The following is a 24,672-nucleotide window of genomic DNA, read 5'->3' as shown; positions in this document are numbered from 1 at the left end:
GTCTACCGAATTTCGGCAGACAGTCGTCAAAATAATTTTATTATATTTCATTGTTCACTTGACGGGGAGCCCAGCAGAGCATATCATGTCACAGCCTCTTTTTTCTAATCTTTAGCAATATTATCATCTTTAGGGATTTGAATATCCAAACCCTCGAACAAGGAAGACAGTTCATTTGCGGTATATAAAGAGTTTCTTTTTAATGTTAATGCAATCGGTAAACTTTTTAAGCCAATGTCGTCGATGAAAGCTTGTATTTTTTTATTTTTAGGATAAACTTTTCCAGTGCTATTTACATGAAAAAGTTTAAGGCTTCTATCGGCATTGTGCTTTCCAAGCATAGCCTTGTTCTCAATTAAAAACTCAAAGGTGTCTAATTCTTCGCTTTCGTCAGTATCTTTGACTATATAAATTATGTCTGTCATTTTCCTAAAGTACACCCTCCTGGTAGTTTGATTTATGTTATAATAATCTTGCATATTGGAATGTCCTTTCAGGGATAATTTCAGAGAGCATGGGGGTCGAGACCGGTGCTCTTTTTTATTTTCTATTATATCAAATACATCAAAAAACTGGGCTACGAAAATCCGAAGATTTTCACAGCCCAGTTTTTAATCGAGAGACTTATGTCACAGCCTCTTTTATTATATAAGATTTAATCAATGGAACCTTAATACCAATTATATTTAAGCCAATGCTCCTTAGCTTTTACCCAACTACCATAGCGATTTGTAACGTATGTATTCGCAGTACGCTCTTGATTAGCAGCTGATAGATCACCTTTTAAATAACTGATATCAAGTTGATATTTGCCGTAATACTTGCCATTTGTAGCTGTATAACTTCCACTAGATTCGTGTGCTGCAATCCAAGTTCGAGCTGAATTTTCAGCATCACTTTCATCTGTTGTATTCGAGTTAGTACTGACAGTCGAACTAGTTGAGATATCATTAGTACTTGCAGTATTCGTTGGCGTAGTTTGGCTGTTAGTGGATGCTTTTGTAAGGTTAATTACTTGATTTGGATAAATTAAATTAGAATTACTAATATTATTTTCTGTAGCAATATCAGAGGTCTTCAAACCATAATTTACTGCTATTTGGCTAAGCGTATCGCCTGATTTAACAGTAATTTGGCTAGGAATTGATTGACCTGTTGCTGCGGTACGTAACGATTCAGCAAAGTTACTGGCTTCACTGGAAGGCGTTTTGGTGGTTGAATTTGTATAATCAAATAACCCTGTTATGGTAGATTCATCAATTGGTGTAATTGACATAAGCTCCTCCTTTTTCTTTGCAGTAATAATTGTATCTCTTTATTTGTCAAAATAAAAGTGGTGATTATAAGAATTAGCATTTAGCTATTTTTTGATTTATAAAAGAATGCTGCGCCTCCAATGACAAAGGCGACTGCTAATAATTGTAACAAAAAATTTGATTTATGGGATGTAGCAACTTGAATTTTATTTTCTTTATTTTTTACTGTTTCAGAAGAATTATTAGTAATTACTTGTTTTTTTGTAGATGTAGTAGATGATGTTGTTGCTTTGTTTGTTGAGGCTGCAAGAGATGTAACTGCGACCGATGTATCTGAATCAAGACTTTTAGATAATGAAGCTGATTTATTTGACTTATGCAAATTCTGTTCTAAAGAGCTTATTTGAAATGTTAATTGAAGTTGTTGTTCAGTTAATTGGTTTAGAACAGTTTGTAATTCAGACAAGCTGTTATTTTCAATAGCAAGATAATAATTAAGTTTAGCGATATAAGTTTGTTTAGCTTGATTGAATTCTTGATCTAGCTTTGCAACTAAATTTTTTTGTGTTACAAGGTTAGAATCTAATTCGGTAAATTGTTGTTCTAATTTAAGTAACGAATCACTAGTGTTTTGTGTGTTTAGCTGCAACTGCTTTAAGTTTGACTGAGCAGACAATATTTTTTGTTCAAGGACATTTTTTTGAGTTACTAGTTGTTGCAATTGCAGGGTGAGTTGAGCATAATTAGGAGCATTTGTGCTTAAGTTAGTTAGCTGAGTAGTAATATTGTGCAAAGAAATATTGGTTGTATCCATCTCGCTGTTATAAGAAGAAATTGTTTGGTTAAGTGAGGCAATATTTTGACTCGTATTACTTAAGTTTTCTTGTAATTGTAATTTTTGCGTTGTTACTAAGTTTTGTTGAGTTGTTAATTCAGAAAGTTTATTTTGTGTATCTGTTAATTGTTGATGTAAGTAAAAGTAGTTTTGATATAGTTGTTGTAATTCTGAACTGGGATAAGTAGGTCCGATGAATTCATTGGTTGCAATGTTTTTTAAATCTGTCTGTAACTGTGAAATAATTATTTGGGTAGATGAAACATTTCTTTGAATCTGTGTCTTTCTTTGCACTAAGCTTTGTCTTTTCTTTAGTGCATTTTCATATGTAATTTGTATGCTAGATTGAATATTTGAAGTATAAGTATTTGCGGCAGATACATTTATATTTGTATTTATGAAAAAGAATACTGAACAAAGAAGTAGTGTTAGGACTTTGCTTTTCATTATAAAATCGACTCTCCTAATAAAGAATAATTAAATAATAAAACGTTTTAGCCCAAAAAAGCAAGATAATTAATTAATATTTGTTTAAGAATATTAATTAATTAAAATACTAAAAGACATACAATATACATCAAAAAGTTTATTGAATTTAAAAGATGAATGGTATATAAAGCAATTAAATGAACAGATAAAAATAACAAATAGAAAACGCCTAAATCAGAAAAAATAAAAAATAAACGTTGTAATCCCTTAAAAAAATTTTTTTTTGAGCGATTTAATTATTGTAAAACCCATTATTTCTGTTTATAATACAAAAGTATAAAGATATTATAATTTTGTAAAGTAATTGTAATCATTTAGTATAGTTTTGTTTAAAAAAGTCAAAAGGGAGGTTGTTCTATATGGTAGATACCTATAATCTTATCAATCAAGCGTTAAGTGTATCATCAGAAAGAGCTAGTGTAATATCTAGTAATATCGCTAACGTAAATACTGCTAACTATAAGGCTAAAAAAGTTGTTTTTGAAAGTGAATTATCTGATGCGACTTCAAATTTAACGTTAGAGAAAACGCATAAAAATCATTTAAGCGGAAGCAGCTCTGAAGATGGCGCGTATGTAACAACTTCAGATACTGGATCCGTTAAGGAAAATGGGAATAGTGTAGATTTAGAAAGCGAAATGGTTAATCAGTCGACAAACACACTGTACTATGAGGCATTAGAAAAACAAATAAGTGGGCGTTTATCAATGAGAAATTACGTTTTGAATAACTAGTTTAGAGATAAGGAGAAGTTACATATGAGTGTATTTAATGGATTACAGATAAATGCTAGTGGGTTAGCCTTAGAAAGATTAAAGTTAGATACTATTTCATCAAATATCGCCAATCTGAATACTGATCAAACAACTACAACCTCAGCATATCATGCCAAATCGGTTGTTTTTTCAGAAAATGTAAAGAGTGTTTCGGGAGATGATTCAAATTTTGGCGGAACACAATCATCTGGAGTGAAGGTGTTAGGGATAGATGAAGATACTGAAAAAAATTTAAAATATGATCCAACTAATGAGGCGGCAGATTCAAATGGATACGTTGAAGAATCTAATGTCAATCTTTCAGATGAAATGGTAAATATGATTCAAGCAATGCGTACGTATGAAGCAAATACTTCTTCTGAAGAAGCAAATAAAACCATTTTAAGTAAGGCTTTAGAAATTTCAAAAAGTTAAGGAGGAATAGTGAAAATGGATGTTTCTGGAATAGATAGTAGTTTAGCAAATTATCAGACATCTCTGGGGAATTCATTAGGATTGAACACTACTTCATCTTCAAATAGTAGTGGTAAAAGTTTTAGTGATTATATGAGTGACGCATTATCTAGTCTCAATGACTCAATGTCTACAATGAATACAAGTACTAATAATTTAATTACTGGAAAAACTGATGATTTAAGTCAGGTAATGGTTAATATGACTGAGGCACAGTTGAATCTTGAAACTGCTGTACAAGTTAGAGACAAAATAGTATCTGCATATGATGATATAAAAGATATGCAATTTTAATTAGTAGTCTTTTTGGAGGGAAATTTAGTGGATAGAGTAGGAAGTATGCTGAATAATCTTAAGAATCGCTGGCAAAATCTAAATCGACTGGTTAAAATAGCGATTGTTTTAGGTGTAGTTAGTATGCTCGCAATTGGTGGGGTCGTATATTATCTAGAAACACGGATTGAATACGGAGTTTTGTTTTCAGATTTGAGTGAAGCAGATGCAGGGACAGTTACTGAAGAATTAGAAAAAAATAATATTGCATATAAATTAGCTGATGATGGAACAACTATTATGATAGATAAAAACAAAGTTGATCAAGAACGAATTGATTTAGCTGTTAATGATGAGCTTCCTAGTACTTCAAAAGGTTTTGACTTATTTGATAGTACAAGTGTTATGACAACTGATGAAGATCGAAAAATTCTCTATCAAAGAGCATTGCAAGGTGAGTTACAAAATGCTATTCAATCGTTAAGTGCTGTCAAAACTGCAAAAGTAATTCTAGTAATGTCCAGTAGTAGTAGTGTCTTCTCAGATAGTTCGTCCAGTTCAAGTAGCAAATCTAAAGCATCAATCACGTTAACATTGAAAAATGGCTATATTTCTTCACAAGCAGTTCGCGGAATTGTATCTTTAACTACTGGAGCAGTATCAGGTCTAACAGCTAATAATGTTAAAGTTGTTGATAGTGATGGGAATGTTTTGAATTCAGGAAGTAGTTCAAGCACTTCTTCAACAAGCGGGACATCATCTAAATACATACAAATGCAAAATAAATATGATCAACAATTACAGGCAAAAATTAAGGCGTTACTCAAGTCTTCAATGGGGAATATCGGTTTTACAGTATCGGTTAATTCAACTTTAGATTTTGATGCTGTTCAAAACAAAACAACTACTTACAGTGATCCGCAAGTAAGAAGTGAAGAAACCTCAGCTGGTGGTACAGCTGCAACCGTTTCATCTGCTGAAACCGCAGATGAAGCAAGCAATGTTGCAACTGTGACAAACGATAGCAGTTCAAGCGGTGCTTCTTCAGCTAGTTATAGCCATACCGTCAATAATGAACTTAACACGAGTGTTACAAAAACGATTCAGGCACCTGGAACAGTTAAAAGACTAACAACATCAATTTTAGTTAATGATAAGCTATCAAAAAAGAATCGACGGTATATTAAAAAAGCTGTTGCTGCCGCAATTGGATATGATTCAGGACGTGGTGATTCCATTGTAGTTCAAGGGTTATCATTAAAAAAGGCAACAACTAAAACAAAAACTACTAAGAAAAAAGCAACTAAAAAGAATTCCTTCCCATGGTTATACGTAGGAATTGGTATAGGGGCATTATTGTTACTAAGTGGGATTACTGCTTTTGTAATAATTCGTAGAAGAAGACAAGCTGAAGATGAATATTATGATGATGATTATGATGTTGATGTCGCAGATGATAATATTGAGGCTTCGAACGAGGAAACAGCAAAAGATGAATCTGTTTCAACAGAACCTAAAATTGCTCCAGAAGTAAAAAAACAATTAGATCGTGATACTAAAGCCCGTGAATATGCGCAAGAACATCCAGAAATTGCTGCTGAATTAGTTAAAGCATGGATGAAAGATGATAAAGATGACAGTGGACGATAAAAAAGGAGGCAACTAATGGCAAAACTTAGTGGATTTAAAAAAGCTGCCATCTTGATGATTTCTTTAGGAACTGAAACGTCATCAAAAGTTATGAAACTTCTTCCTAACGATCTCATTCAAAAGGTTAGTTATGAAATTGCAAACACTGATGTAGTGAGACCAGAAGAAAAAACAAAGGTTTTAGACGATTTTGTTAACACAGCTCAAGCCCGGCAATATGTTCTTGATGGAGGAATTGATTATGCTAAAGGTGTTTTAAAGCAAGCATTAGGGCCACAAAAGGCGAAAGATGTTATCGATTTATTAACTCAAATTCAGTATCGAGAACGTCCCTTTAACATTGCACGAAAAGCAGATGAACAACAGTTAGTGAATTTGCTCTTAGATGAGCATCCGCAAACCATTGCGTTAGTTCTATGTTACATTCAGCCAGATAAAGCAGCACAAGTATTATCAGAGCTTCCCAAAGAATTACAAGTTGACGTTGCTGAGAGAATAGGTACAATCTCTAGTACATCCCCTAAAATAATTCGACGAATTGAGAAGGTTATGGAATCTAAATTCTCAACTTTAATAGAAAATGACTCAGAAAAAGTCGGTGGTGTACATACTTTAGTTGACATTTTGAATTCTGCTAGTCGGAATACAGAAAAGGCAATTTTAAGTGATTTGGAAAAGAAACAGCCTACATTAGCTGGCGAAGTAAAAGCTAGTCTATTCACCTTTGAAGATATTATTAGTTTGGAGAAAACAGATGTTCAAAAAGTTTTACGAGATGTTTCAAACGATGTTCTTGCATTGTCATTGAAAGGTGCTAATGATGATATTAAAAACTTTATTTATGAAAATCTGTCAAACCGTGCAGTTGATAATCTGAAAGAAGAATTGGAATTTATGGGACCAACTCGTTTATCTGCAGTAGAAGAGGCACAGCAACAAATAGTTGCAGTTATTCGTAAGTTAGATGAAGCTGGTGAGATATATATTGGAAGAGGTGAAGAAGATGCAGTTGTCTAGTAATGTAGTAAAGCAAAAAAAAGTAATGCCGATAACAAAAGATAAAAAAATTATTACTGTTTTACCTCCCAAGAAAATCTCAAAAAAATCAGAGGATATTTTCCTTAACGTTAATCTTTCAGCTGAAGAAAGAGAGTTAATGCGCCAATCACAAGAAGGACAAGAAAAACTTGAAAAATTAAAGAATCAAATAATCAATGACGCCACATTACAAGCTGAAAAAATAAAAAAAAGCGCATATGAGCAAGGGTTTAAAACAGGAAAGGAGGCTGGATATACTGCAGGTTATGAAGATGGATTAACCGAAGGGAAAAAAATTGCGGATAACTTAATTGATCAAACAAGAACTAATATTAAGCAAGTAAATCAAGAAATTAATGAGTACGTGAAAGAAAAGAAAAATGATGTAATAACGTATGGTGTGAAAATGGCGGAAATACTGATTAATAAAAAACTAGAAATAGAACCACAAACAATTCTAAACTTGATTGAACCTGTTTTATTTAATTTAGAAAAACCAGATCAAGTCATAATTATTCGAGCACACAATCGTTATCACATGGTTTTGACAGAACGATTAGAAAAAATGAAAAAGAATAGTAATATCAGGTTTGCAGTTTTAGATGACAATTCAATGGGAAATGCACAGATAAAAATAGAGTCAGAAGATGCAGTTGTTACAGCTAATTTAACTGAAGAATTAAAAAAGTTTTTAAATGAAACTGTTGGTGATGTGAAATGAGTTTTTCAGTACCGTTAAACCAGAACTTAGAAATTGCGCAAAATCATCAATTTTATTCAAAATATGGAAAAGTATCTGAAGTTGTAGGTCTAATTATAAAAGCATCTGGTTTAAAAGTTTTTGTTGGTGAAATATGTGAAGTTCTTGTTGAAAAAGATGGGCGAGTAGCTTTAACTGAAGTTGTTGGCTTTGTTAAAAATACAGTGTTATTGATGCCGCTTGATGATCTTGAAGGAATAGGCCCGGGGTGCATTGTTAAACAAACTGGTAAAACACTACAGGTTAGCGTTGGCGATGAATTACTAGGACATACACTAGACGGGTTAGGCAGACCGTTTGACTCAGAACACATGGATTTTGATAAAGAGGTTGACTATCCAGTAATGCAGATTTCTCCTAATCCATTTAAGCGTCAGCCAATTGAAAGAATTATGAGTACAGGTATTAGAGCGATAGATGGTATGTTAACGGTTGGAGAAGGACAACGAATTGGTATTTTTGCAGGAAGTGGAGTTGGAAAAAGCACTCTTTTAGGAATGATTGCAAAATATTGTCAAGCAGATGTGGTAGTTGTTGGTTTAATCGGAGAACGTGGACGTGAAGTAAGGGAATTCATTGAAAAAGATTTAGGTGAAGGTTATAAAAAATCTGTTGTTGTTTGTGCAACATCAGATATGCCACCTTTGGTTCGTTTAAAGGGTGCTCATACGGCAACTGCAATAGCTGAATATTTTCGAGATCAAGGCAAGAAAGTTGTATTAATGATGGATTCTATTACACGTTTTGCAATGGCGCAACGAGAAATAGGGTTGTCAATTGGAGAACCGCCTACGACAAAAGGGTATACACCATCTGTATTTGCAGAATTACCTAAATTATTAGAACGTAGCGGAATGTCTGATAAAGGCTCTATTACAGCTTTTTATACTGTTTTAGTTGATGGTGATGATATGAATGAACCAATTGCGGATGCTGTTCGTGGAATTTTAGATGGACACATTATTTTATCACGTAAGATAGCTTCAAAGAATCATTATCCAGCAATTGATGTTCTAAATAGTTTAAGTCGCTTAATGAAACAATTGATTACGCCAGAACAATATAAAGACGCTAGTTCTTTGAGAGAGAACTTGTCAGCATATGATGAGGCAAAAGATTTAGTTGATATTGGTGCATATAAAAAAGGTTCTAATGCAATAACAGATTATGCTATCAAAGTGCATCATCCAATAGAGGCTTTTTTAAAGCAACAAGTTACTGAATATTCGTTGTTCGAAGATACAATCAGCAAACTGCATAATCTTTTTAATGAAAGCTCTGTTATTAATGAAAGAAGATAGTGATAAGGGGAGTAGGAGATTATGAGGGAATTTAAATTTTCACTAGAAAAAGTACTTGTATATCGACTGCAGCTTGAAAAACAAGCCAAAAATAATTATGCGTCAATTCAAAAAATAGTTAATGATAAGCAGGATAATATTCAAAAAGTAGTACAAGAAAAAAAGCAAATGTTAAGCGTTCCAGAGTATACAGTGAGTCGTATGCAAGTGCAACAGCGTTATATCGCTGATTTAGATAGAATAGCTTTAACTTTACAAACAGAAATAGATAGTTTGCAAGGGAAATTACGCGATGCACTTGAAGAATATGTTAATGCTCAGCAAAAGCGCAAGATAATGGAAAAGCTTAAGGAAAATAAAAAAGCCGACTATATCATTTTGGAGAAGCGTGAAGAGCAAAAGTTATTAGATGAATTGTCTAATAGAAGAATTTTAAATATCAAATAAATCTTTGAAAGGAGGTGAGAAAATGATTAAGACCATTCCAGTCGTGAGTGCTGATGCAACTAAAGCTACCGAGTCTAAAACGTCTTTAAATAAGGATGTTAATGCTGTAAAGGTTGATAAGTTTAGTAGTCTTTTAAATAAGCAAAAACAAGAACAGCAAGATAAAAATTCAACCGTAAAACAGGAAGTAAAAGAAGAAGTTAAAGAATCCGTTTTAGATGAAACAGCGACACAAGATGTTTCTACACAAACTAATTCACAACTTGAGTTGGATAATTTATTAAAATCAGTAACAAGTACTCAAACAAATACATCATTAAAAAATAAGGCTGTGGATAGTAAAGAAGTTTCTGAGAATGTATCTACAGATCAAGAAGAAAAAAAAAGTATAAATATCAAGATATCAAGTACTTTAGATTTGGATGGTCAAGAAGATAATGAAGCAATAAAGAATACATCAACCATACAATCCGGTCAATCACAAATAGTAAATAAGCAAACTAGTCAAAGTATAGTAGCAACAAAATCGAGTACATTAACAGATACATCTCAAAACATAGTAAAGGTAAATGAACAAGAAGTGCAATTAATAGGTGAGGATACTTCAAAAGAAGTGACTAGTCAGAAAAAATCAGCAATTACAGTAAAAAAAGTGGAAAATTCTATCGATTCACCAACACAAGCAATTGTTGATATGGGTCAATTAGCTTTACTTACTAGTGACAAGTTTAATAATTCAATGCAGGTAGCAAATGGAGCCACTTTTCTGAGTCAAGGTACAGATGATCAAGCAATCAATTTAACTGTTTCCCAAGGAAAAGAATTGAATCAATTAGCTAATTCTATTCTAAGTGGGGTAAAGACTCTTGACAAAACTGATTCGAGCAAAATTACAATTCAGTTAACACCCAAAACTTTAGGAAAAATGGAAGTTAGTTTTCACAGTGATGACAAGCAAGTATCCTTAGAGTTTAAAGTTGAAACAACACAAACGAAACAAATCTTAGAATCAGTTTCAGGAAAGTTGCAAAATATTTTAGAAAAACAAGGGTTAAATAATTTAGATAGCACGACAAACAATGTTAAAACAAATTTAAATCAAGTTGTTGGTCATTTATCTGAAACAAATAGTAGTAGTTTTGATACACAAACTATGTTTGATCAAAGTGGAACACAAAGACAATTTAGTCAAGAACAGCAAGGAAATTTGAATAATAAAAATAATAAACATGACTATACATTACAAGAATCTTCTACTGTTGAACAAGAAAAACAGGAAAGTAAGATCAGCATTTTAGCCTAGTTTAGAAAGAAGGAACATTATGGATATTTCAAGTTTGAGTGATGCAGTTGCTTCATTATCGACAAATTCTGCATTGACTTCGAGTAGTTCATCAAGCTCATCAAGTTCTGAATTGAATATGGAGTCTTTTTTAAAGATTATGGCAGCTTCAATTAGCAATCCTTCTTTCACTGGAGACAGCTCATCAAGTAGCAGTGACTCATCAACAAGTTATGTTTCTCAATTAGCACAATTTTCTATCTTACAGGAATTAACTGATTTAGAAACGACAATTTCACAATCCGCAGCTATTCAGCAACAACAAGAAACTTTATCTCTTGTAGGTAAAAAAGTAACTTTAAGTACGGATAGCGGATCAGAAATCGAGGGAACAGTTACAGGAGCACAGTTCTCAAATGGATATGGCACTTTACTTGTAAATGGAAATACATATTCAATGAGTGACTTGGTGCAAGTTGGAGATTCAAATTAAAGTATCAGATTTTAGAGGAGGAATAAATTATGTTAAGATCACTTTTTTCAGGCGTTAGTGGAATGAAAAATTTACAAACGGACTTAGATGTTGTTGCAAATAACATCGCTAATGTTAATACAACTGGGTTTAAATCTAGCCGTGTTCATTTTGCGGATACATTTAGTCAAACAATATCATCAGCATCAGCACCAACAAATGGTAATGGGGGAACTAATGCAAAACAAGTTGGATTAGGGGATGAAATAGCTTCGATTGATACAAATATGACAGCAGGATCGACCCAATCTACAGGAATTAGTACGGATTTTTCAATTACAGGGAATGGATTCTTTATTGCTAAAGATGCAAGTACAGGTGAAAGTTATTATACACGTGATGGTGCTTTTGAACGTGATAGTGAAGGTAATTTAGTTAATAGTGATGGGTATCTTATTCAAGGAGTAAATACAACTGCTAGCCCAATGTTATATTCAGATTACACAGATAGCAGTTTAACAACGCCTACTAGTGTTAGTGACACTTCAGGAATAACTATACCATCAACTATTACTTATAATGGACAATCATATACGTTTAACAGTTTTTCTGTTGATAGTAGCGGTGTTGTTACAGGTCAATATCAAAACTCAACAGATACAGATGCGGATTCCCAAAAATTTGTTTTAGGTAAATTCTCATTAGCAACATTTAATAATGCATCTGGTCTTGAAAAACAAGGATCTAATTTATATTCAGCATCCAATAACTCAGGAACGGCAATAATTGGTGATGTGGGTGACAATGGTGCAGGTACGATTGAATCTGGGTCATTAGAAATGTCAAATGTTGATTTATCAACAGAATTTACTAATATGATTATTGCAAATAGAGCATATCAGGCTAACGCACGTGTTATAACAACTTCTGATGATATTCTAGAGGAACTTGTTAACTTAAAGAAGTCTTAATACAGTAGGGGGCCTGACAGGTGATTAAAATTACTAGTTTTAATGGCAAAGAGTTTTATTTAAATCCTGATTTATTGTATCGAATTGATGAAACTCCAGATACTGTATTAACCCTAGTTGATGGAAAAAATTTAGTAATTAAAGAAAACGCTACTGAGGTAGTTGAACTTATAGTTAATTATCGTCGAAGAATTTATGCGAAATCATTGCAAGAAAAAATTTTAAAGGGGCAGGAGTAAAGAATGGCGAGAAACAGAGAAAACAATGTAGATGAAGAACAAAGTGTTAAAAGGGGAAGCAAAGGGAAAATTATTATATTAGCGTTGTTGTTTGTTCTACTTGCAGCAGGTTTTGGAGTAGGAGGTACTTATATAGCTAATAAATATTTTCTGAATAAAAGTAGTGAAAAGAGTACTGAAACACAAGCTACAATAACCAGTAATGAGAAGCTAGTTTCTGTTTCTAAATTCGTTGTTAATCTTTCGGGAAACACATCGACAGATAATTTAACATATGTTCGATTGAAAATTTCTTGTTTGGTAGCTGATGACGATGCAAAAACTAGTCTTAAAAAGAGTATGCCATTGGTTCGTAATAGTGTAATCAATGTTCTAAATACAAAAACGGCTAATGATTTATTGAATACAAGTAATAGCATTAGTACTTTGAAAAATGATATAAAAAATGAAATTAATACAGAATACGGAACAACTATAGTTAAGCAAGTATATATAACTGATTTGGTTATTCAATAGAAAATAGATAAGGGAGTAATAATAAATGGAAACAGCTTTTGCAATAATCAAGTTGATTGGTGCTTTAGCATTAATTATTGTCTTGATCAATGTACTTATGCGATATTTAAATAAGTACATGAATAAAGGGACAGCTAATATGCGAATATTGCAAAAGATTGCTCTTAATAAGAATCTTTCTTTAGGAATTGTTGAAATTCTCGGTGTGTACTATGTTATGAGTTTTTCAGAACAAAATGTTCAAATTATTAAGGAATTAACACCTGAGGAAATCGAAATATTCAAAAACAATCTCCACGCAAACCAAGAGTTAACACTAGAACAAGCTAATAGGTTTAAAGATATTTTAAAGTCTGTGTTAGATAAATCAAAAAAAAGGAAGAACAATAATGAAGATTAGTACTAAAAGAAAAAAAGAATTATTTCTAGTAGGTAGTGGTTGTCTTTTAGGGTTACTTCTTATTGCTGTTTTTCCAACTTATGTAAGAGCAACAACAACAAGTGATATTTCTTCAGGAATCAACAAATTGCTTGGTGGAACAAGCGATACAAATACGACAATTAATACATTTATCCTATTAACAGTCTTATCGTTTATTCCAATTTTATTGATTATGACTACTTCATTTACTCGTATTGTTATGGTTCTATCATTTACACGTAGTGCATTAGGAACACAAAATAATCCGCCTAATCAGGTTTTGTTAGGCTTAGCGTTATTTTTGACATTTTTCACAATGAAACCCACATATACAACTATATACAACAATGCATATCAACCATATACAGAAAGTAAGATAACACAAACTCAAGCAATTAATCGTTCAGAGGATGCATTAAAAAAGTTTATGTACAAACAGACACGTACTAAGGATTTGAAGCTTTTTTTAACTATCTCTAAGGACAAACATAAATATAAAAATTATAAACAATTACCAATTTCGACGGTAATTCCAGCATTCATAATTAGTGAAATGAAAACTGCGTTTAGTATAGGCTTTCTAATTTATATTCCGTTTCTAATTATTGATATGGTTGTTTCTAGTATTTTAATGTCAATGGGAATGATGATGCTTTCTCCGGTTATGATTTCTTTACCTTTTAAATTATTGCTGTTTGTTTTAGTAGATGGATGGTATCTATTAGTACAATCGCTTGTAGCAGGTTTTAAGTAGAAAGGGAGTTTTTAATGACAGTCTCATTAGTGTTGACACTTATTCGTGAAGCATCAATTAGAATCTTGGTTATTTCAGGACCAGCATTACTAATCTCGATGATTGTGGGTTTGATAATTAGTATTTTTCAAGCTACAACACAAATTCAAGAGCAAACACTAACTTTTGTACCGAAGTTACTTGCAATATTTGCGACAATAATATTTGCAGGTAACTTTATGATTACTGTTTTGGTTGAATTTACTAAATATATTTTTAGGTTAATGACACAAATGTAAAAGGAGGGATACGGTGGATTTTATTCAATTAACAGGATTAATAATTTGCCGTATTGCTACTTTTGTTATTTTAGCACCGCTTTTTTCCGAGAAAAACTTTCCTAACTTGGCTAAATTAATTGTGGTAGGCAGTTTAACTATAGTAGCTTTTCCAATGGTAAGTAGCAGTTATCATTCTGTAAGTGGTACTATTTATATTTTGTTAGCAATTAAGGAAACTTTATTTGGAATGTTAATGGGATATGTTAGTAAACTAGCTTTTGATGCAATAACGATGTCTGGTGCTTTTATTGATTTTCAAACAGGTCTAACAATGGCGCAAGCGTATGATCCAACTTTTCAAACAGAAAATTCAACATATGGGAAGATTTATAACTGGATGGCAATCATGGTTTTTTTTGCGTTAAATTTACATCAATTAATGATTCGTGGGTTAATGTATTCTTTTCAAATAGTTCCGATTGGAAGTGCCAATGTCATTACTGGTCCAATAGTCGGCGGTGTTGTTAAGTTATTTGCTAAAGCCTTTGCTATGTCGGTTAGTCTCGCAGCACCATTAGTTGTGGCTGTGTTAGTAGTTGATATTGTTTTAGGAATTATTGCTCGTACTATTCCACAAATAAATGTATTGATGTTAGGAATGTCGATTAAGACAATTGTTGCACTTATTATCTTTTTACTCGCACTACCTAATGTTATTGATTTTTTAGAGCAGATTTTGCCGCATGCCTATACATACATGGTCAATCTGATTAATTATTTGCATAAGTAGGGAGTGTTAATAAATGAACAATGAGGACAAAGCTAGTAAAACTGAGAAGCCTACTGCAAGGAAAATTAGACAAGCCAGAAAAGAAGGGCAAATAGCCAAAAGCCAAGATTTGAGCGCAGCAACAGTTTTAATTATTTTAGCAGTTGTTTTTATACCGGCATGGGAATTTGTAATTGAAAACTACCTTCCGTATATGATTAGTTCATTTCAACGTATTTCTGATTATAAAACGCAAATAAATGATTTGCCCAAAATTGCCATACAATCAATTGCAATAATTTTATTAGGCTCTGCACCATTTATGGTTGTTTCGATATTTGTAGGACTACTTATCAATATTTTGCAAACTAGATTAAATTTTAGTGCAAAGCATTTAAAACCAGAATTTAGTAAAATAAATCCCTTAAAAGGGTTAAAAAATATGTTTTCTATTCAAGCAATAGTAAATTTAGCAAAAACTTTAGCTAAATTAGGAATCATTGTATATATTTGTTACAACAAATATAAGGCATCAATTGCGACAATTACTAATTTAAGCAGTATGGAAATGGGGCAAATCTTATATTTTGTATTGCACTTTGCTCAAGGATTAATGCTTCAAATCGCAGCTATCTTAATAATTTTAGGTTTACTTGATTATATTTACCAATACTATAATTTAATGAAACAGTTAAAGATGACTAAACAAGAAGTTAAAGATGAAGTAAAGCAAAATGAGGGTGATGCACAGCTTAAGGCACAGCGAAAAGGAAAATATCAACAGATGTTACGAAATTCAATTGCTAATGTAAAAGAGGCAACGGTGGTAGTAACTAATCCAACACATTTTGCTGTAGCTATTAAATATGAAAAAGATGCTCTTGGGATTCCTCAGGTAATTGCCAAAGGTGCTGATGAAATTGCACAAAGAATGAAAGCAGAGGCACGTAAATTTGAAGTTCCAATGATAGAAAATATCCCTTTAGCTCGAGCGCTATATGCTCAAGTTAAAGTAGGTAGTGTGATTCCAGATGAATTTTTTGGTTCTGTAGCTGAAGTTATTGCGTTAGTTTATCAACTTGAAGAAAAGGCAAAGTATAAAATTTAAATTAAGGGAGAAATGTAATAGTGGCAGCTCAAATAAAGAAAAAGAAAAAACGTAAATTATCATCTGCCGATATTGTGATTTCTTTTGTGGTTGTTGGTGTTATCGGATTAATAATTATTCCACTACCATCAACAATTTTAGATGTAATGATTGTAACTAATCTTGCGGTTGCGATTAATATTTTATTAATCACGTTATTTACTAAATCGGTTCTTGAATTTACAACTTTTCCAACATTACTTTTAATTACCACTATGTTTAAATTAGGATTAAATATGGCTTCTACGCGGCTCATTTTAACAGAAGGAAGTGCAGGGAATGTTATTTCTGCATTTGCTAATGTTGTAGCTGGTAGCAATTATGTTGTTGGGATTATTCTTTTCGTCATTATTTTAATTGTTCAACTGTTAGTTGTTACTAATGGTACTGGACGAGTTGCTGAAGTTTCTGCACGATTTACTTTAGATGCAATGCCAGGAAAACAGATGGCAATTGATGCGGATTTAAATAGTGGATTGATTAATGAAGAACAAGCACGAAAACGGCGAGAAGATTTACAAAGAGAAGCTGATTTTTATGGATCTATGGATGGTGCAAGTAAGTTTGTTAAAGGTGATGCAATAGCTGGAATACTGATTGTTTTAGTAAACTTGATTGGTGGATCAATAATTTTTACGGTTAATGGTAGTTTATCAATTACGGAAGCATTATCGCAGTTTGGTAAGCTTTCTATTGGTGATGGTTTGGTAAGTTCTATTCCTTCTTTATTAATTTCGATTGCATCAGGTATTATTGTTACTCGTTCAGGTAATAATGGGAGCTTTGGTAAGGATATTGCAACAGATGCACTTCGAAATCCCCAATTGTTTCGAATAGCTGCTGCAATTTTAATTATTTTAGGATTGGTTCCTGGTTTTCCGACTATACCATTTATGATATTGGGTTTTGGTTTAGTTGTTGCTAGTACAATGATTACTTCAAAAGAAGAAAAGAAAAAAGAAGCCTTTCGTAAAGAACAGCAAAAATTAGCCTTGCAAAAGAAAAAAGTAACGCAAGAACAAGATGAAAATGTTACGTCTTTCCAAGTTGAACCTATAGCTGTTGAAATTGGGTATGGCTTGGTATCACTTGTAGATAACTTAAATGACAATAGTTTAATGAACAAAGTTGCTGCAATTCGTAGACAAACAGCACATGAATTAGGAATTTTAGTGAGTCCAGTTCGAATTAGGGATAATTTATATCTTGAAGCAAATAATTATTCAATTAAAATTCGAGGTAATGAAGTTGCACATGGGGATATATATCCTGAAAAGTACATGATTATCAATAATTCCTCTGATGGTTCTTTTCCATTTAAAGGTATTAAAGCGAAGGAACCGGCATTCAACTTAGAAGCGCTTTGGATTGATTCTTCTGATAAAGAGCAAGCTGATTTACAGGGATTTACAGTGATAGAACCATTGACTGTTATCGCAACACATTTAAAAGAAGTTATTTACGCACATGCTTCAGAATTATTAGGTCGTCAAGAAGTAAAGAATCTTTTAGAAGGTATCAAAGCTCAAAATAATGTTGTTATTGATGAGCTAATCCCTGATATATTGCGTTTAGGTGAAGTTGAAAAAGTATTACAAAATTTACTGGATGAAAAAATTCCTATTAACGATTTAACAACAATATTAGAAACTTTGGCTGATTATGGAACTGTAACTAAAGATACTGAAGTTTTAACGGAATACGTTCGTCAGTCATTAAAACGAACAATTGCAAACAAATTTGCAGAAGATAACAAGAAACTTTGTGTAGTTACAATTCAACCAAAAACAGAGGAATTGATAGCAGAAAGTATTCAAAAAACAGCAACTGGCTCATACCCTGTTTTGAATCCTGAATCGGTAAACAAAATTTTAAAGGCTGTTGGTAAAATACAACAAGATTTAGCAGTAAAAGATATTTCATATGTTGTTTTAACTTCTCCTAAAATTAGACTCGCATTTAGAAAATTAATTGCTTTTAACTTCCCTGAGATGGCAGTTATTTCTTTAAATGAAGTTCCAAATGAAATAACTATTGAAGCTGTAGGCATGATTGAAATTTGACGTAATTATTTATTGTAAGAGAGGAGCATTTTATTATGTATGAAGTTGATATTGAGGCTAAGATTCTGGAATATCTTCCCTTAGTAGAACGTGTAGCTAGTCGAATTTCAGTAAAAAACACTGAATATGATTATGATGACTTATATAATATAGGCGTTATTGGATTAATAGATTCGCTAAAAAAATATGATGCTTCTAAAAATGTCCCCTTTGCAGGCTATGCAACGATTAGAATAAAGGGTGCTATTATTGATGAGATACGTAAACATGCTAAGATTTCACGTTATAAAATGACGGCTGTTAATAATTACTACAAGGCAAAACAAGAGTTAGAGCAGGATTTAAAAAGAGAAGCCACTGATGCTGAAATTATGAAAAAAATGAATCTTACAAGCGCACAATTAGGTGATATTTTTGACAGTATTCATTACTTATCAAGCATTTCGCTCGAAGGAACTATATTTTCTGGAGACAATGACTCATTAGTTTTGGAAGACTTGATTCAAGATAAAAATGCTGAAAATGGCGAAGAAAATCTTTTATTAAGTGAGAAGAAAGAAGCTTTAAAAAATGCAATTTTAAAGCTTAATGATAGAGAACAGCTGATTTTAAGTTTGTATTATAAAGATGAAGCAACTTTAAAAGAAATTGCAGCTATTTTAGATATTTCGATTGCAAGAGTTTCGCAACTTCATGGCAAGATTATTGTAAAATTACGTGACTATATTAAGGAGGAACTTGGATAATGATTAGAGGATTGGATACTTTACGCGCAGATTTTAATGTTCTTCAAGATCGTCAGCAAAATCTTGCTAGTAATATTGCTAATGTTAATACTAGTGGTTACCAACAAAAGGAATTGTTTCAATCCGCAATGGATGATGTTAGTGTACATAATTATGAAAATGGTCCGCTTAATAATCAATATAATCAATTAACAGGTGGAATCACATGGCAAAATGAGATTTCGGGAAGTAGAGTTGATACAAGCCAAGGTTCATTGGAAAAGACGGGTTTGTCAACAGATTATGCAATTAATGGGAATGCATATTTTGCAGTTCAAAATAATAGTGGGCAGACAATATATACAAAAAATGGTAATTTTACAACTAATGCTGATAATCAATTGACTACACAAGATGGTTATTTAGTTCTGAATCAAAATGGAGAAGCTATTGATGCAGATACAACTAATCCTCAATTTTTAGTAGTATCCTTTAATGATGATAATTCTGCTGTAAATTTAGGTGATACATATTATAGTACTACAGGGGGCGTGACTCAGGTTACAAATCCGGATGTTATGCAAGGTTATTTAACTAGCTCAAATGTATCCATGACAGATGCTATTACACAAATGATGGAAACAACAAGGGAATTTCAGTCAAGTCAACAAGTGTTAAGTGCGACTAATACTACACTGGATAAAGCCGTAAATACTTTAGGAAAAGCATAGGAGGCTATTACAAATGGGAGTAAATAACACATTTTCAACCAGTTTAACAGGTATGAATGGATTGCAAACACAATTGGATATTGTGGCAAATAACGTTTCTAATTCAAATACAACTGGATATAAAACACAACAAGCTTCATTTTCTGAATTATTAAATAAGGATATAACTGAGGATGTTACAGAAGATGAACAACCATTAGCGGTAAATATGGGTGTAAAAGTTACTAGTGGTGAAGCAGATTATTCTCAAGGGACAATCTCAGAAACAGGTGTAAGTACAGATTTTGCAATTAATGGAAATGGATTTTTTGGAGTTACTGATACTAGTGGGAATTTATATCTAACGCGCGATGGTGATTTTAGTTTTGACGCAAACGGAGACTTAGTTAATAGTCAAGGGTATAAGGTTTCGATGAATGCGACAGTTCCAACTAATCAATGGCCAAGCGGCACTTTGAATGTTTCAAGTAACGGAGAAATGTCAATTAATACAGGTACGGAAAGTGTGCAAGTTGGACAATTAGCAATATATGAGCCTTCAAGTTTGAGTAGTTTAATTAATCGAGGAGATAACCTTTATTCAGTTGCTACGGGAACAACATTAAATTCTAACCTTAATGGTGCAACGGATTTGGGTTCTATAAAACAAGGTGCTTTAGAATCATCCAATGTTGATTTAGCTTCAGAAATGTCAAACTTAATCATTGCACAAAGAGCATATTCACTTAACTCACAAATGTTGAAATCAAATGATGATATGTGGGAATCAATAAATTCATTCAATAGCTAATGCATATAGTAGCTAGGGGGAAGAAGAGATGATTAATTTTAAAAATGTTAGAAAGAAATATGGTTCCATTGAGGCATTAGAAAATCTGAGTTTTAATATTAATCAAGGTGAATTTGTTTATTTAGTTGGAAAAAGTGGTGCAGGTAAATCAACAATTATCAAATTGATAACTAGAGAAGAAATGGTAACTAAAGGTATTGTCAAAGTTGGAAATGTTCAGGTTAGTAAAATTCGTAGCCGTAATGTATATAAATTAAGGAGACAAATTGGTGTTGTTAATCAAAAAGATACTTTTCTATATAAACGAACGGTTGAAGAAAATTTCAAAATTGTTTTAGAAGCTATAAATGTTAATACTGATTTATGGGAAAAAAGAATTAGTGATGTATTAAGCATTATAGATATGTATAGTTATCGACAACGATTTCCTAAGCAACTTTCTATAGGACAACAAAAAAAAATAGCAATAGCTCGTGCAATTTTAAATAACCCTAAGATTGTAGTTGCTGATGAGCCAACCGCTAACTTAGATGCTACTTCAGCAGTCGAGGTTATGCGTTTGCTTTTCAAAATTAATCAAATGGGAACAACAATCTTGATGGCAACACATGATAGCACAATTGTAAATACGTTTCCGCATCGTGTTTTGGAAATAGATCATGGAAAATTAATCCGCGATCAAAATTATGGAAAATATAATGTATTTAGTGATGCTAAGGATGTGTATCTTTTATAGGATTAAATGGTTAATTTTTTTCCTTATTAACCGATTTAAAAATTAGAATATCGTGTAGTTAGATACGCTTAGCGTGGGAGCGCATATTTAACAAATGATTTCTAGATAGATAAGTTAGTGTATACAAGCTTGTATACGAGAAAGGAATTTAACTATGCAAAATTTTAGTAAACGTTTCAAACAAATTAGGCTGAAATCTATGCTTCCAGCTCTGATTACTTTAGCCATATTACTACTATGCTATTTTTTATTAATACAAGAAATAGGTAATAGTAAGTTGGATACTAATTTTCTCATTTTTACAGGTCTAGTTTTTATTTTACAAATTGTTGGTATATGGTTATCAGCAATCTTCTTTTCTAAGAATGGTGATCAAATCATCAATAAAATAGAAGGTGACATGACAAATATTGCGCAAGGTGATTTACGTAACTTAGATAATCTAGTAACTGCCAAAAAAGATACAGTTCCAGGACGTATGCAGCAGTCATTATTAGGAATTGCATATGCGTTTAAAGGAATGGCAATTAGTTTACAAGAAGAGACAAAGAGTACTGTCGGAATGGTTGATAAATTAAGTAATTTATCTGACAATGCAAAGACATCAATTACTAGTATCCGAAACACAATGAGTACTATTGCAGATGAATCAAATCAAAAAAGCTCTGAAGCAGAGCAAACAGAAAAATTTGTTAATAAACTTGGAAAAGATATCGAAGTTATTAATAGTGATATCAGTAAGATGATTTCATATGCAGATAAATCAAAGGAAAGTAATGAACGGAATGCCACTACGCTGCAAACGATTGCTGTTAGTTGGGAGGAAGAACAAAAAAGTCAAGCAAGTATTGTTAAAGAAATGGGCAATATGAACAAAGACATTCAAAGCATTGGTAATATCGTTAACTTAATTAATGATATTTCTGAACAGACAAATTTATTAGCTTTAAACGCTTCAATTGAAGCAGCAAGAGCTGGTGAAGCAGGTAAGGGCTTTGCAGTAGTTGCTGATGAAATTCGATCATTAGCAGAGCAAAGCGGTAAGTCAACTAAAGATATTCGTGACATTATTGAAGCGATTCGAGGTAAATCTGAACAAATGACTGGTGACATTAATAAGTCATTTCATAAGAGTCAAGAACAAAATGGTGATATCAGTAACGCTATTGATTCCTCAAAGGAAATTACAGCTATTGTTGATACATTTAATGATAGTTTGGACTCAATTAAGGTAATTATGGCGGATGTTGTTGAACAAAAAGATGTTGTTTTAGGAGCATCTAGAAATGTGACTGATTCAATGACCTCAATATCTGCTTCAACACAGGAAGTTTCAACTAATATTGATGATTTCTATCAAATGATACAAGAATTGGAAAAATATGTTGAAAAATTACAACAGACAGCTGAAGAAAAGAAGATAAATGCTTCAGCTTTCCAACTAGATTAGCAATAAAGAGAGGTAGTAACTGTGGAACAATATATTGTTTTTATCAGTCATGATCAACTTTTTTGTTTGCCAGTCACTGTGGTTAGACGAATTGTTGAAGCTGACAACTTTGTTTCTTTGCCAGATGTACCTGATTACGTGTTAGGCGTTTACGAATATGAAGAACAAATGTTGCCAATTATTGACTTACGCAAGAAACTTTTTGGTGAGGATACAGTAAGTGATACAAAGAATAAAGTAATTTTATGTCAATGGAAAGAACAGACAATTGGGATTTATGTTGAATCAATTACTGGAATCATGATGCTAGAAGATACAGACTATGAGCGTGAATTAGTCAAATCTAAATTAAAAAGAGGATATATCGGTAAATTTTTAAAATCAAATGACGAAGTTGTTATTTCACTTGAATTGGAATATTTGTTCAATAATGAACAGTCACAAGAATTGTTAGATTCGATAGACGATGCTAATTCAGATGAATTAGAAGACCAACAGCAAGAAAATATTGAAAAATTAGATGATGCTAATGGCTAATGAAGAAATACGGGTAGGAATTGCACAATATAAAATAGGGCAAGCCCCTAATACATTAATAACGGTTGGATTAGGTTCTTGTGTAGGTACAATTATTTACGATGAACGAACAAAAACAGGCGGATTAAGCCATATAATGTTACCAGATAGTAATATGTTTACAAAATCTACACAAGTTAATTTAGCTAAATATGCAAATACTGCTTTAGAAATAATGTTAGCACAATTGAAACAAAAAGCTCCATATGGTCATTTTAAAGCAAAAATTGTTGGCGGTGCAAATATGTTTGATTTTAATCGAGCTTTAAAAAATGCTAATGTTGGCGAGAGAAATGTAGAAGCTGTACGAAAGGAATTAGAAAGACTTGATATTCCGCTGTTGGCAGAACACGTTGGTGGCAATTCAGGCAGGACAATGATTGTAAATCTCGAGAACTTTGAAACAACAGTTAGAGTTGTTCATCATGAGTCAATTATTATATGAAATAAGTGAGGTACAGCAATGATTAGGATTTTAATCGTAGATGATTCTGCTTTTATGCGAAAGGTAATTACAGACTTAATTACAAAAATGCCAGGTATAGAAGTGGCAGGAATTGCACGAAATGGTAAAAATGCAATAGAATTTATTGAAGATGATACACATATAGATTTAGTTTTAATGGATGTTGAAATGCCAATTATGGATGGACTGGAAGCTTTAAAGATAATAAAAAAAACAAAGTCTATCCCAGTTGTTATGCTTAGTGCTCTAACTAATCAGGCAGTAACAATTGAAGCTTTGGAATTAGGTGCAACTGATTTTATAGAAAAACCAACTAATATTATGGAGATAAAGGATGACTGGATAAGAGACTTTTATAACAAAATAAAAGGTGCAACAGGAGCTAAAACAGTAAAGGCAAGGAATTCAGCTTCAATAAAAATAAGTAGTGGTTCTAAAAGAGAAACTAAATCAATAACAGATTTGAAATATAATTTGAAAGCAATTGTTATAGGCGCCTCAACAGGAGGGCCACGAGCTTTAATAAATTTAATAACAGCTTTACCTGCTAATTTACGAGTACCTATTATTATTGTACAACATATGCCAAAAGGATTTACAGCTACATTTGCTGAAAGAATGGATAATGAAGCGAAAGTAACTGTGAAAGAAGCAAAAGATGGTGAATTAATTCAAAGAGCTGTTTATATTGCTCCTGGTGATTTTCATATGACAATCGAGAACAATCGCTTAAGGTTAAATCAAACGGCTAAGCAACATGGAACAAGACCTGCTGTAGATCCATTATTTTTATCAGCAGCACAACAATATGGTTCAGCGTTAATTGGAATAATTTTAACTGGCATGGGTAAAGATGGAACGACTGGTTTACAACAGATACAAGCAAAAGGCGGGTATACAATCGCTCAAGATAAAGATAGTTGTATTGTTTTTGGAATGCCAGGTAATGCAATTGAAAATAACGTAATTGATGAGGTTTTAAGTTTGTCTGAAATTCGAGCTAAGTTAAGTGAATTAGTGAGGTAA

30 protein-coding genes are annotated in these 24,672 nt (G+C 32.4%); 27 read left to right on the top strand and 3 right to left on the bottom strand.

The genetic code is table 11. From position 1 onward, the window contains the following. Nucleotides 1-104: 104 nt before the first annotated feature. The 3 genes from LB941_RS02750 to LB941_RS02740 form a co-directional block, all read right to left on the bottom strand. Nucleotides 105-425 carry a hypothetical protein gene (locus tag LB941_RS02750; protein ID WP_253359279.1) on the bottom strand — a complete coding sequence of 107 codons (321 nt, stop codon included), beginning with the start codon at nucleotides 423-425 and terminating at the stop codon, nucleotides 105-107. Nucleotides 426-670: 245 nt separating this feature from the next. Further along, nucleotides 671-1,276, bottom strand: a complete 606-nt coding sequence (locus tag LB941_RS02745; RefSeq protein WP_253359277.1) for a LysM peptidoglycan-binding domain-containing protein — start codon at nucleotides 1,274-1,276, stop codon at nucleotides 671-673. An 80-nt stretch (nucleotides 1,277-1,356) separates the two neighbouring features. Continuing rightward, nucleotides 1,357-2,538, bottom strand: a complete 1,182-nt coding sequence (locus LB941_RS02740) for a coiled-coil domain-containing protein (RefSeq protein ID WP_253359275.1) — start codon at nucleotides 2,536-2,538, stop codon at nucleotides 1,357-1,359. Nucleotides 2,539-2,939: 401 nt separating this feature from the next. Between LB941_RS02740 and flgB the strand changes: the two genes are divergently transcribed. From flgB to LB941_RS02605, 27 genes are all read left to right on the top strand, one after another. Continuing rightward, the gene (gene flgB / locus LB941_RS02735) at nucleotides 2,940-3,314 is read left to right on the top strand and encodes a flagellar basal body rod protein FlgB (protein ID WP_253359273.1); all 375 of its coding nucleotides are present in this window, start codon (nucleotides 2,940-2,942) and stop codon (nucleotides 3,312-3,314) included. A 24-nt stretch (nucleotides 3,315-3,338) separates the two neighbouring features. Next, the gene (gene flgC / locus LB941_RS02730; RefSeq protein ID WP_253359271.1) at nucleotides 3,339-3,770 is read left to right on the top strand and encodes a flagellar basal body rod protein FlgC; all 432 of its coding nucleotides are present in this window, start codon (nucleotides 3,339-3,341) and stop codon (nucleotides 3,768-3,770) included. Between the two features lie 15 nt (nucleotides 3,771-3,785). Beyond that, nucleotides 3,786-4,103 (top strand): flagellar hook-basal body complex protein FliE, encoded by a 318-nt coding sequence (gene fliE / locus LB941_RS02725; protein ID WP_253359270.1) that lies wholly within the window; start codon nucleotides 3,786-3,788, stop codon nucleotides 4,101-4,103. Between the two features lie 27 nt (nucleotides 4,104-4,130). Next, nucleotides 4,131-5,732, top strand: coding sequence for a flagellar basal-body MS-ring/collar protein FliF (gene fliF / locus LB941_RS02720; RefSeq protein ID WP_253359269.1), 1,602 nt, complete (start codon nucleotides 4,131-4,133; stop codon nucleotides 5,730-5,732). A gap of 15 nt (nucleotides 5,733-5,747) precedes the next feature. Then, a complete protein-coding gene (gene fliG / locus LB941_RS02715) occupies nucleotides 5,748-6,749 on the top strand; it encodes a flagellar motor switch protein FliG (RefSeq protein ID WP_253359268.1) in 1,002 nt (333 codons plus the stop codon). Continuing rightward, nucleotides 6,736-7,491 carry a FliH/SctL family protein gene (locus LB941_RS02710; protein ID WP_253359266.1) on the top strand — a complete coding sequence of 252 codons (756 nt, stop codon included), beginning with the start codon at nucleotides 6,736-6,738 and terminating at the stop codon, nucleotides 7,489-7,491. The genes fliG and LB941_RS02710 overlap by 14 nt, the downstream gene beginning before the upstream one ends. Then, the gene (gene fliI, locus LB941_RS02705; protein ID WP_253359262.1) at nucleotides 7,488-8,831 is read left to right on the top strand and encodes a flagellar protein export ATPase FliI; all 1,344 of its coding nucleotides are present in this window, start codon (nucleotides 7,488-7,490) and stop codon (nucleotides 8,829-8,831) included. The genes LB941_RS02710 and fliI overlap by 4 nt, the downstream gene beginning before the upstream one ends. Before the next feature lie 21 nt (nucleotides 8,832-8,852). Next, nucleotides 8,853-9,278, top strand: a complete 426-nt coding sequence (gene fliJ / locus LB941_RS02700; protein WP_253359260.1) for a flagellar export protein FliJ — start codon at nucleotides 8,853-8,855, stop codon at nucleotides 9,276-9,278. 22 nt (nucleotides 9,279-9,300) lie between these two features. After that, nucleotides 9,301-10,581, top strand: a complete 1,281-nt coding sequence (locus tag LB941_RS02695) for a flagellar hook-length control protein FliK (protein ID WP_253359259.1) — start codon at nucleotides 9,301-9,303, stop codon at nucleotides 10,579-10,581. A gap of 19 nt (nucleotides 10,582-10,600) precedes the next feature. After that, nucleotides 10,601-11,053, top strand: a complete 453-nt coding sequence (locus tag LB941_RS02690) for a flagellar hook capping FlgD N-terminal domain-containing protein (RefSeq protein WP_253359258.1) — start codon at nucleotides 10,601-10,603, stop codon at nucleotides 11,051-11,053. Nucleotides 11,054-11,082: 29 nt separating this feature from the next. Beyond that, nucleotides 11,083-12,003 (top strand): flagellar hook-basal body complex protein, encoded by a 921-nt coding sequence (locus LB941_RS02685; RefSeq protein ID WP_253359257.1) that lies wholly within the window; start codon nucleotides 11,083-11,085, stop codon nucleotides 12,001-12,003. A gap of 20 nt (nucleotides 12,004-12,023) precedes the next feature. Continuing rightward, complete coding sequence (locus LB941_RS02680) at nucleotides 12,024-12,242, top strand: flagellar FlbD family protein (protein ID WP_253359256.1); 219 nt, start codon at nucleotides 12,024-12,026, stop codon at nucleotides 12,240-12,242. 3 nt (nucleotides 12,243-12,245) lie between these two features. Further along, nucleotides 12,246-12,758, top strand: coding sequence for a flagellar basal body-associated FliL family protein (locus LB941_RS02675; RefSeq protein WP_253359255.1), 513 nt, complete (start codon nucleotides 12,246-12,248; stop codon nucleotides 12,756-12,758). 25 nt (nucleotides 12,759-12,783) lie between these two features. Beyond that, on the top strand, nucleotides 12,784-13,158 hold the full coding sequence (locus LB941_RS02670) for a FliO/MopB family protein (RefSeq protein ID WP_253359254.1): 375 nt from the start codon (nucleotides 12,784-12,786) through the stop codon (nucleotides 13,156-13,158). After that, nucleotides 13,148-13,933 carry a flagellar type III secretion system pore protein FliP gene (gene fliP / locus LB941_RS02665; protein WP_253359251.1) on the top strand — a complete coding sequence of 262 codons (786 nt, stop codon included), beginning with the start codon at nucleotides 13,148-13,150 and terminating at the stop codon, nucleotides 13,931-13,933. The genes LB941_RS02670 and fliP overlap by 11 nt, the downstream gene beginning before the upstream one ends. Nucleotides 13,934-13,947: 14 nt before the next feature. Then, a complete protein-coding gene (gene fliQ, locus LB941_RS02660; protein WP_253359249.1) occupies nucleotides 13,948-14,211 on the top strand; it encodes a flagellar biosynthesis protein FliQ in 264 nt (87 codons plus the stop codon). 13 nt (nucleotides 14,212-14,224) lie between these two features. Next, a complete protein-coding gene (gene fliR / locus LB941_RS02655; protein ID WP_253359247.1) occupies nucleotides 14,225-14,983 on the top strand; it encodes a flagellar biosynthetic protein FliR in 759 nt (252 codons plus the stop codon). A 13-nt stretch (nucleotides 14,984-14,996) separates the two neighbouring features. Next, the gene (locus tag LB941_RS02650; RefSeq protein WP_253359246.1) at nucleotides 14,997-16,070 is read left to right on the top strand and encodes an EscU/YscU/HrcU family type III secretion system export apparatus switch protein; all 1,074 of its coding nucleotides are present in this window, start codon (nucleotides 14,997-14,999) and stop codon (nucleotides 16,068-16,070) included. A 20-nt stretch (nucleotides 16,071-16,090) separates the two neighbouring features. Continuing rightward, a complete protein-coding gene (gene flhA / locus LB941_RS02645) occupies nucleotides 16,091-18,172 on the top strand; it encodes a flagellar biosynthesis protein FlhA (RefSeq protein ID WP_253359245.1) in 2,082 nt (693 codons plus the stop codon). A gap of 35 nt (nucleotides 18,173-18,207) precedes the next feature. Then, nucleotides 18,208-18,918 (top strand): sigma-70 family RNA polymerase sigma factor, encoded by a 711-nt coding sequence (locus LB941_RS02640; protein WP_253359244.1) that lies wholly within the window; start codon nucleotides 18,208-18,210, stop codon nucleotides 18,916-18,918. Then, entirely contained in the window at nucleotides 18,918-19,628 is a 711-nt protein-coding gene (locus LB941_RS02635) for a flagellar hook-basal body protein (RefSeq protein WP_253359243.1), read from the top strand. The genes LB941_RS02640 and LB941_RS02635 overlap by 1 nt, the downstream gene beginning before the upstream one ends. Nucleotides 19,629-19,641: 13 nt before the next feature. Further along, nucleotides 19,642-20,418 (top strand): flagellar hook-basal body protein, encoded by a 777-nt coding sequence (locus LB941_RS02630; protein WP_253359242.1) that lies wholly within the window; start codon nucleotides 19,642-19,644, stop codon nucleotides 20,416-20,418. A gap of 28 nt (nucleotides 20,419-20,446) precedes the next feature. After that, entirely contained in the window at nucleotides 20,447-21,154 is a 708-nt protein-coding gene (locus LB941_RS02625) for a cell division ATP-binding protein FtsE (protein ID WP_253359240.1), read from the top strand. Between the two features lie 154 nt (nucleotides 21,155-21,308). Then, entirely contained in the window at nucleotides 21,309-22,604 is a 1,296-nt protein-coding gene (locus LB941_RS02620; protein WP_253359238.1) for a methyl-accepting chemotaxis protein, read from the top strand. A gap of 21 nt (nucleotides 22,605-22,625) precedes the next feature. Then, nucleotides 22,626-23,141 carry a chemotaxis protein CheW gene (locus LB941_RS02615; RefSeq protein ID WP_253359236.1) on the top strand — a complete coding sequence of 172 codons (516 nt, stop codon included), beginning with the start codon at nucleotides 22,626-22,628 and terminating at the stop codon, nucleotides 23,139-23,141. Next, complete coding sequence (locus tag LB941_RS02610; RefSeq protein WP_253359294.1) at nucleotides 23,128-23,625, top strand: chemotaxis protein CheD; 498 nt, start codon at nucleotides 23,128-23,130, stop codon at nucleotides 23,623-23,625. The genes LB941_RS02615 and LB941_RS02610 overlap by 14 nt, the downstream gene beginning before the upstream one ends. Before the next feature lie 18 nt (nucleotides 23,626-23,643). Beyond that, nucleotides 23,644-24,672 carry a protein-glutamate methylesterase/protein-glutamine glutaminase gene (locus tag LB941_RS02605; RefSeq protein WP_253359234.1) on the top strand — a complete coding sequence of 343 codons (1,029 nt, stop codon included), beginning with the start codon at nucleotides 23,644-23,646 and terminating at the stop codon, nucleotides 24,670-24,672.

The organism is Ligilactobacillus ubinensis, from assembly GCF_024160875.1.
Taxonomy (GTDB): Bacteria; Bacillota; Bacilli; order Lactobacillales; family Lactobacillaceae; genus Ligilactobacillus; species Ligilactobacillus ubinensis.
Note: the sequence above shows the minus strand (reverse complement) of the source record. Positions and strands in the feature narration are given on the sequence as shown.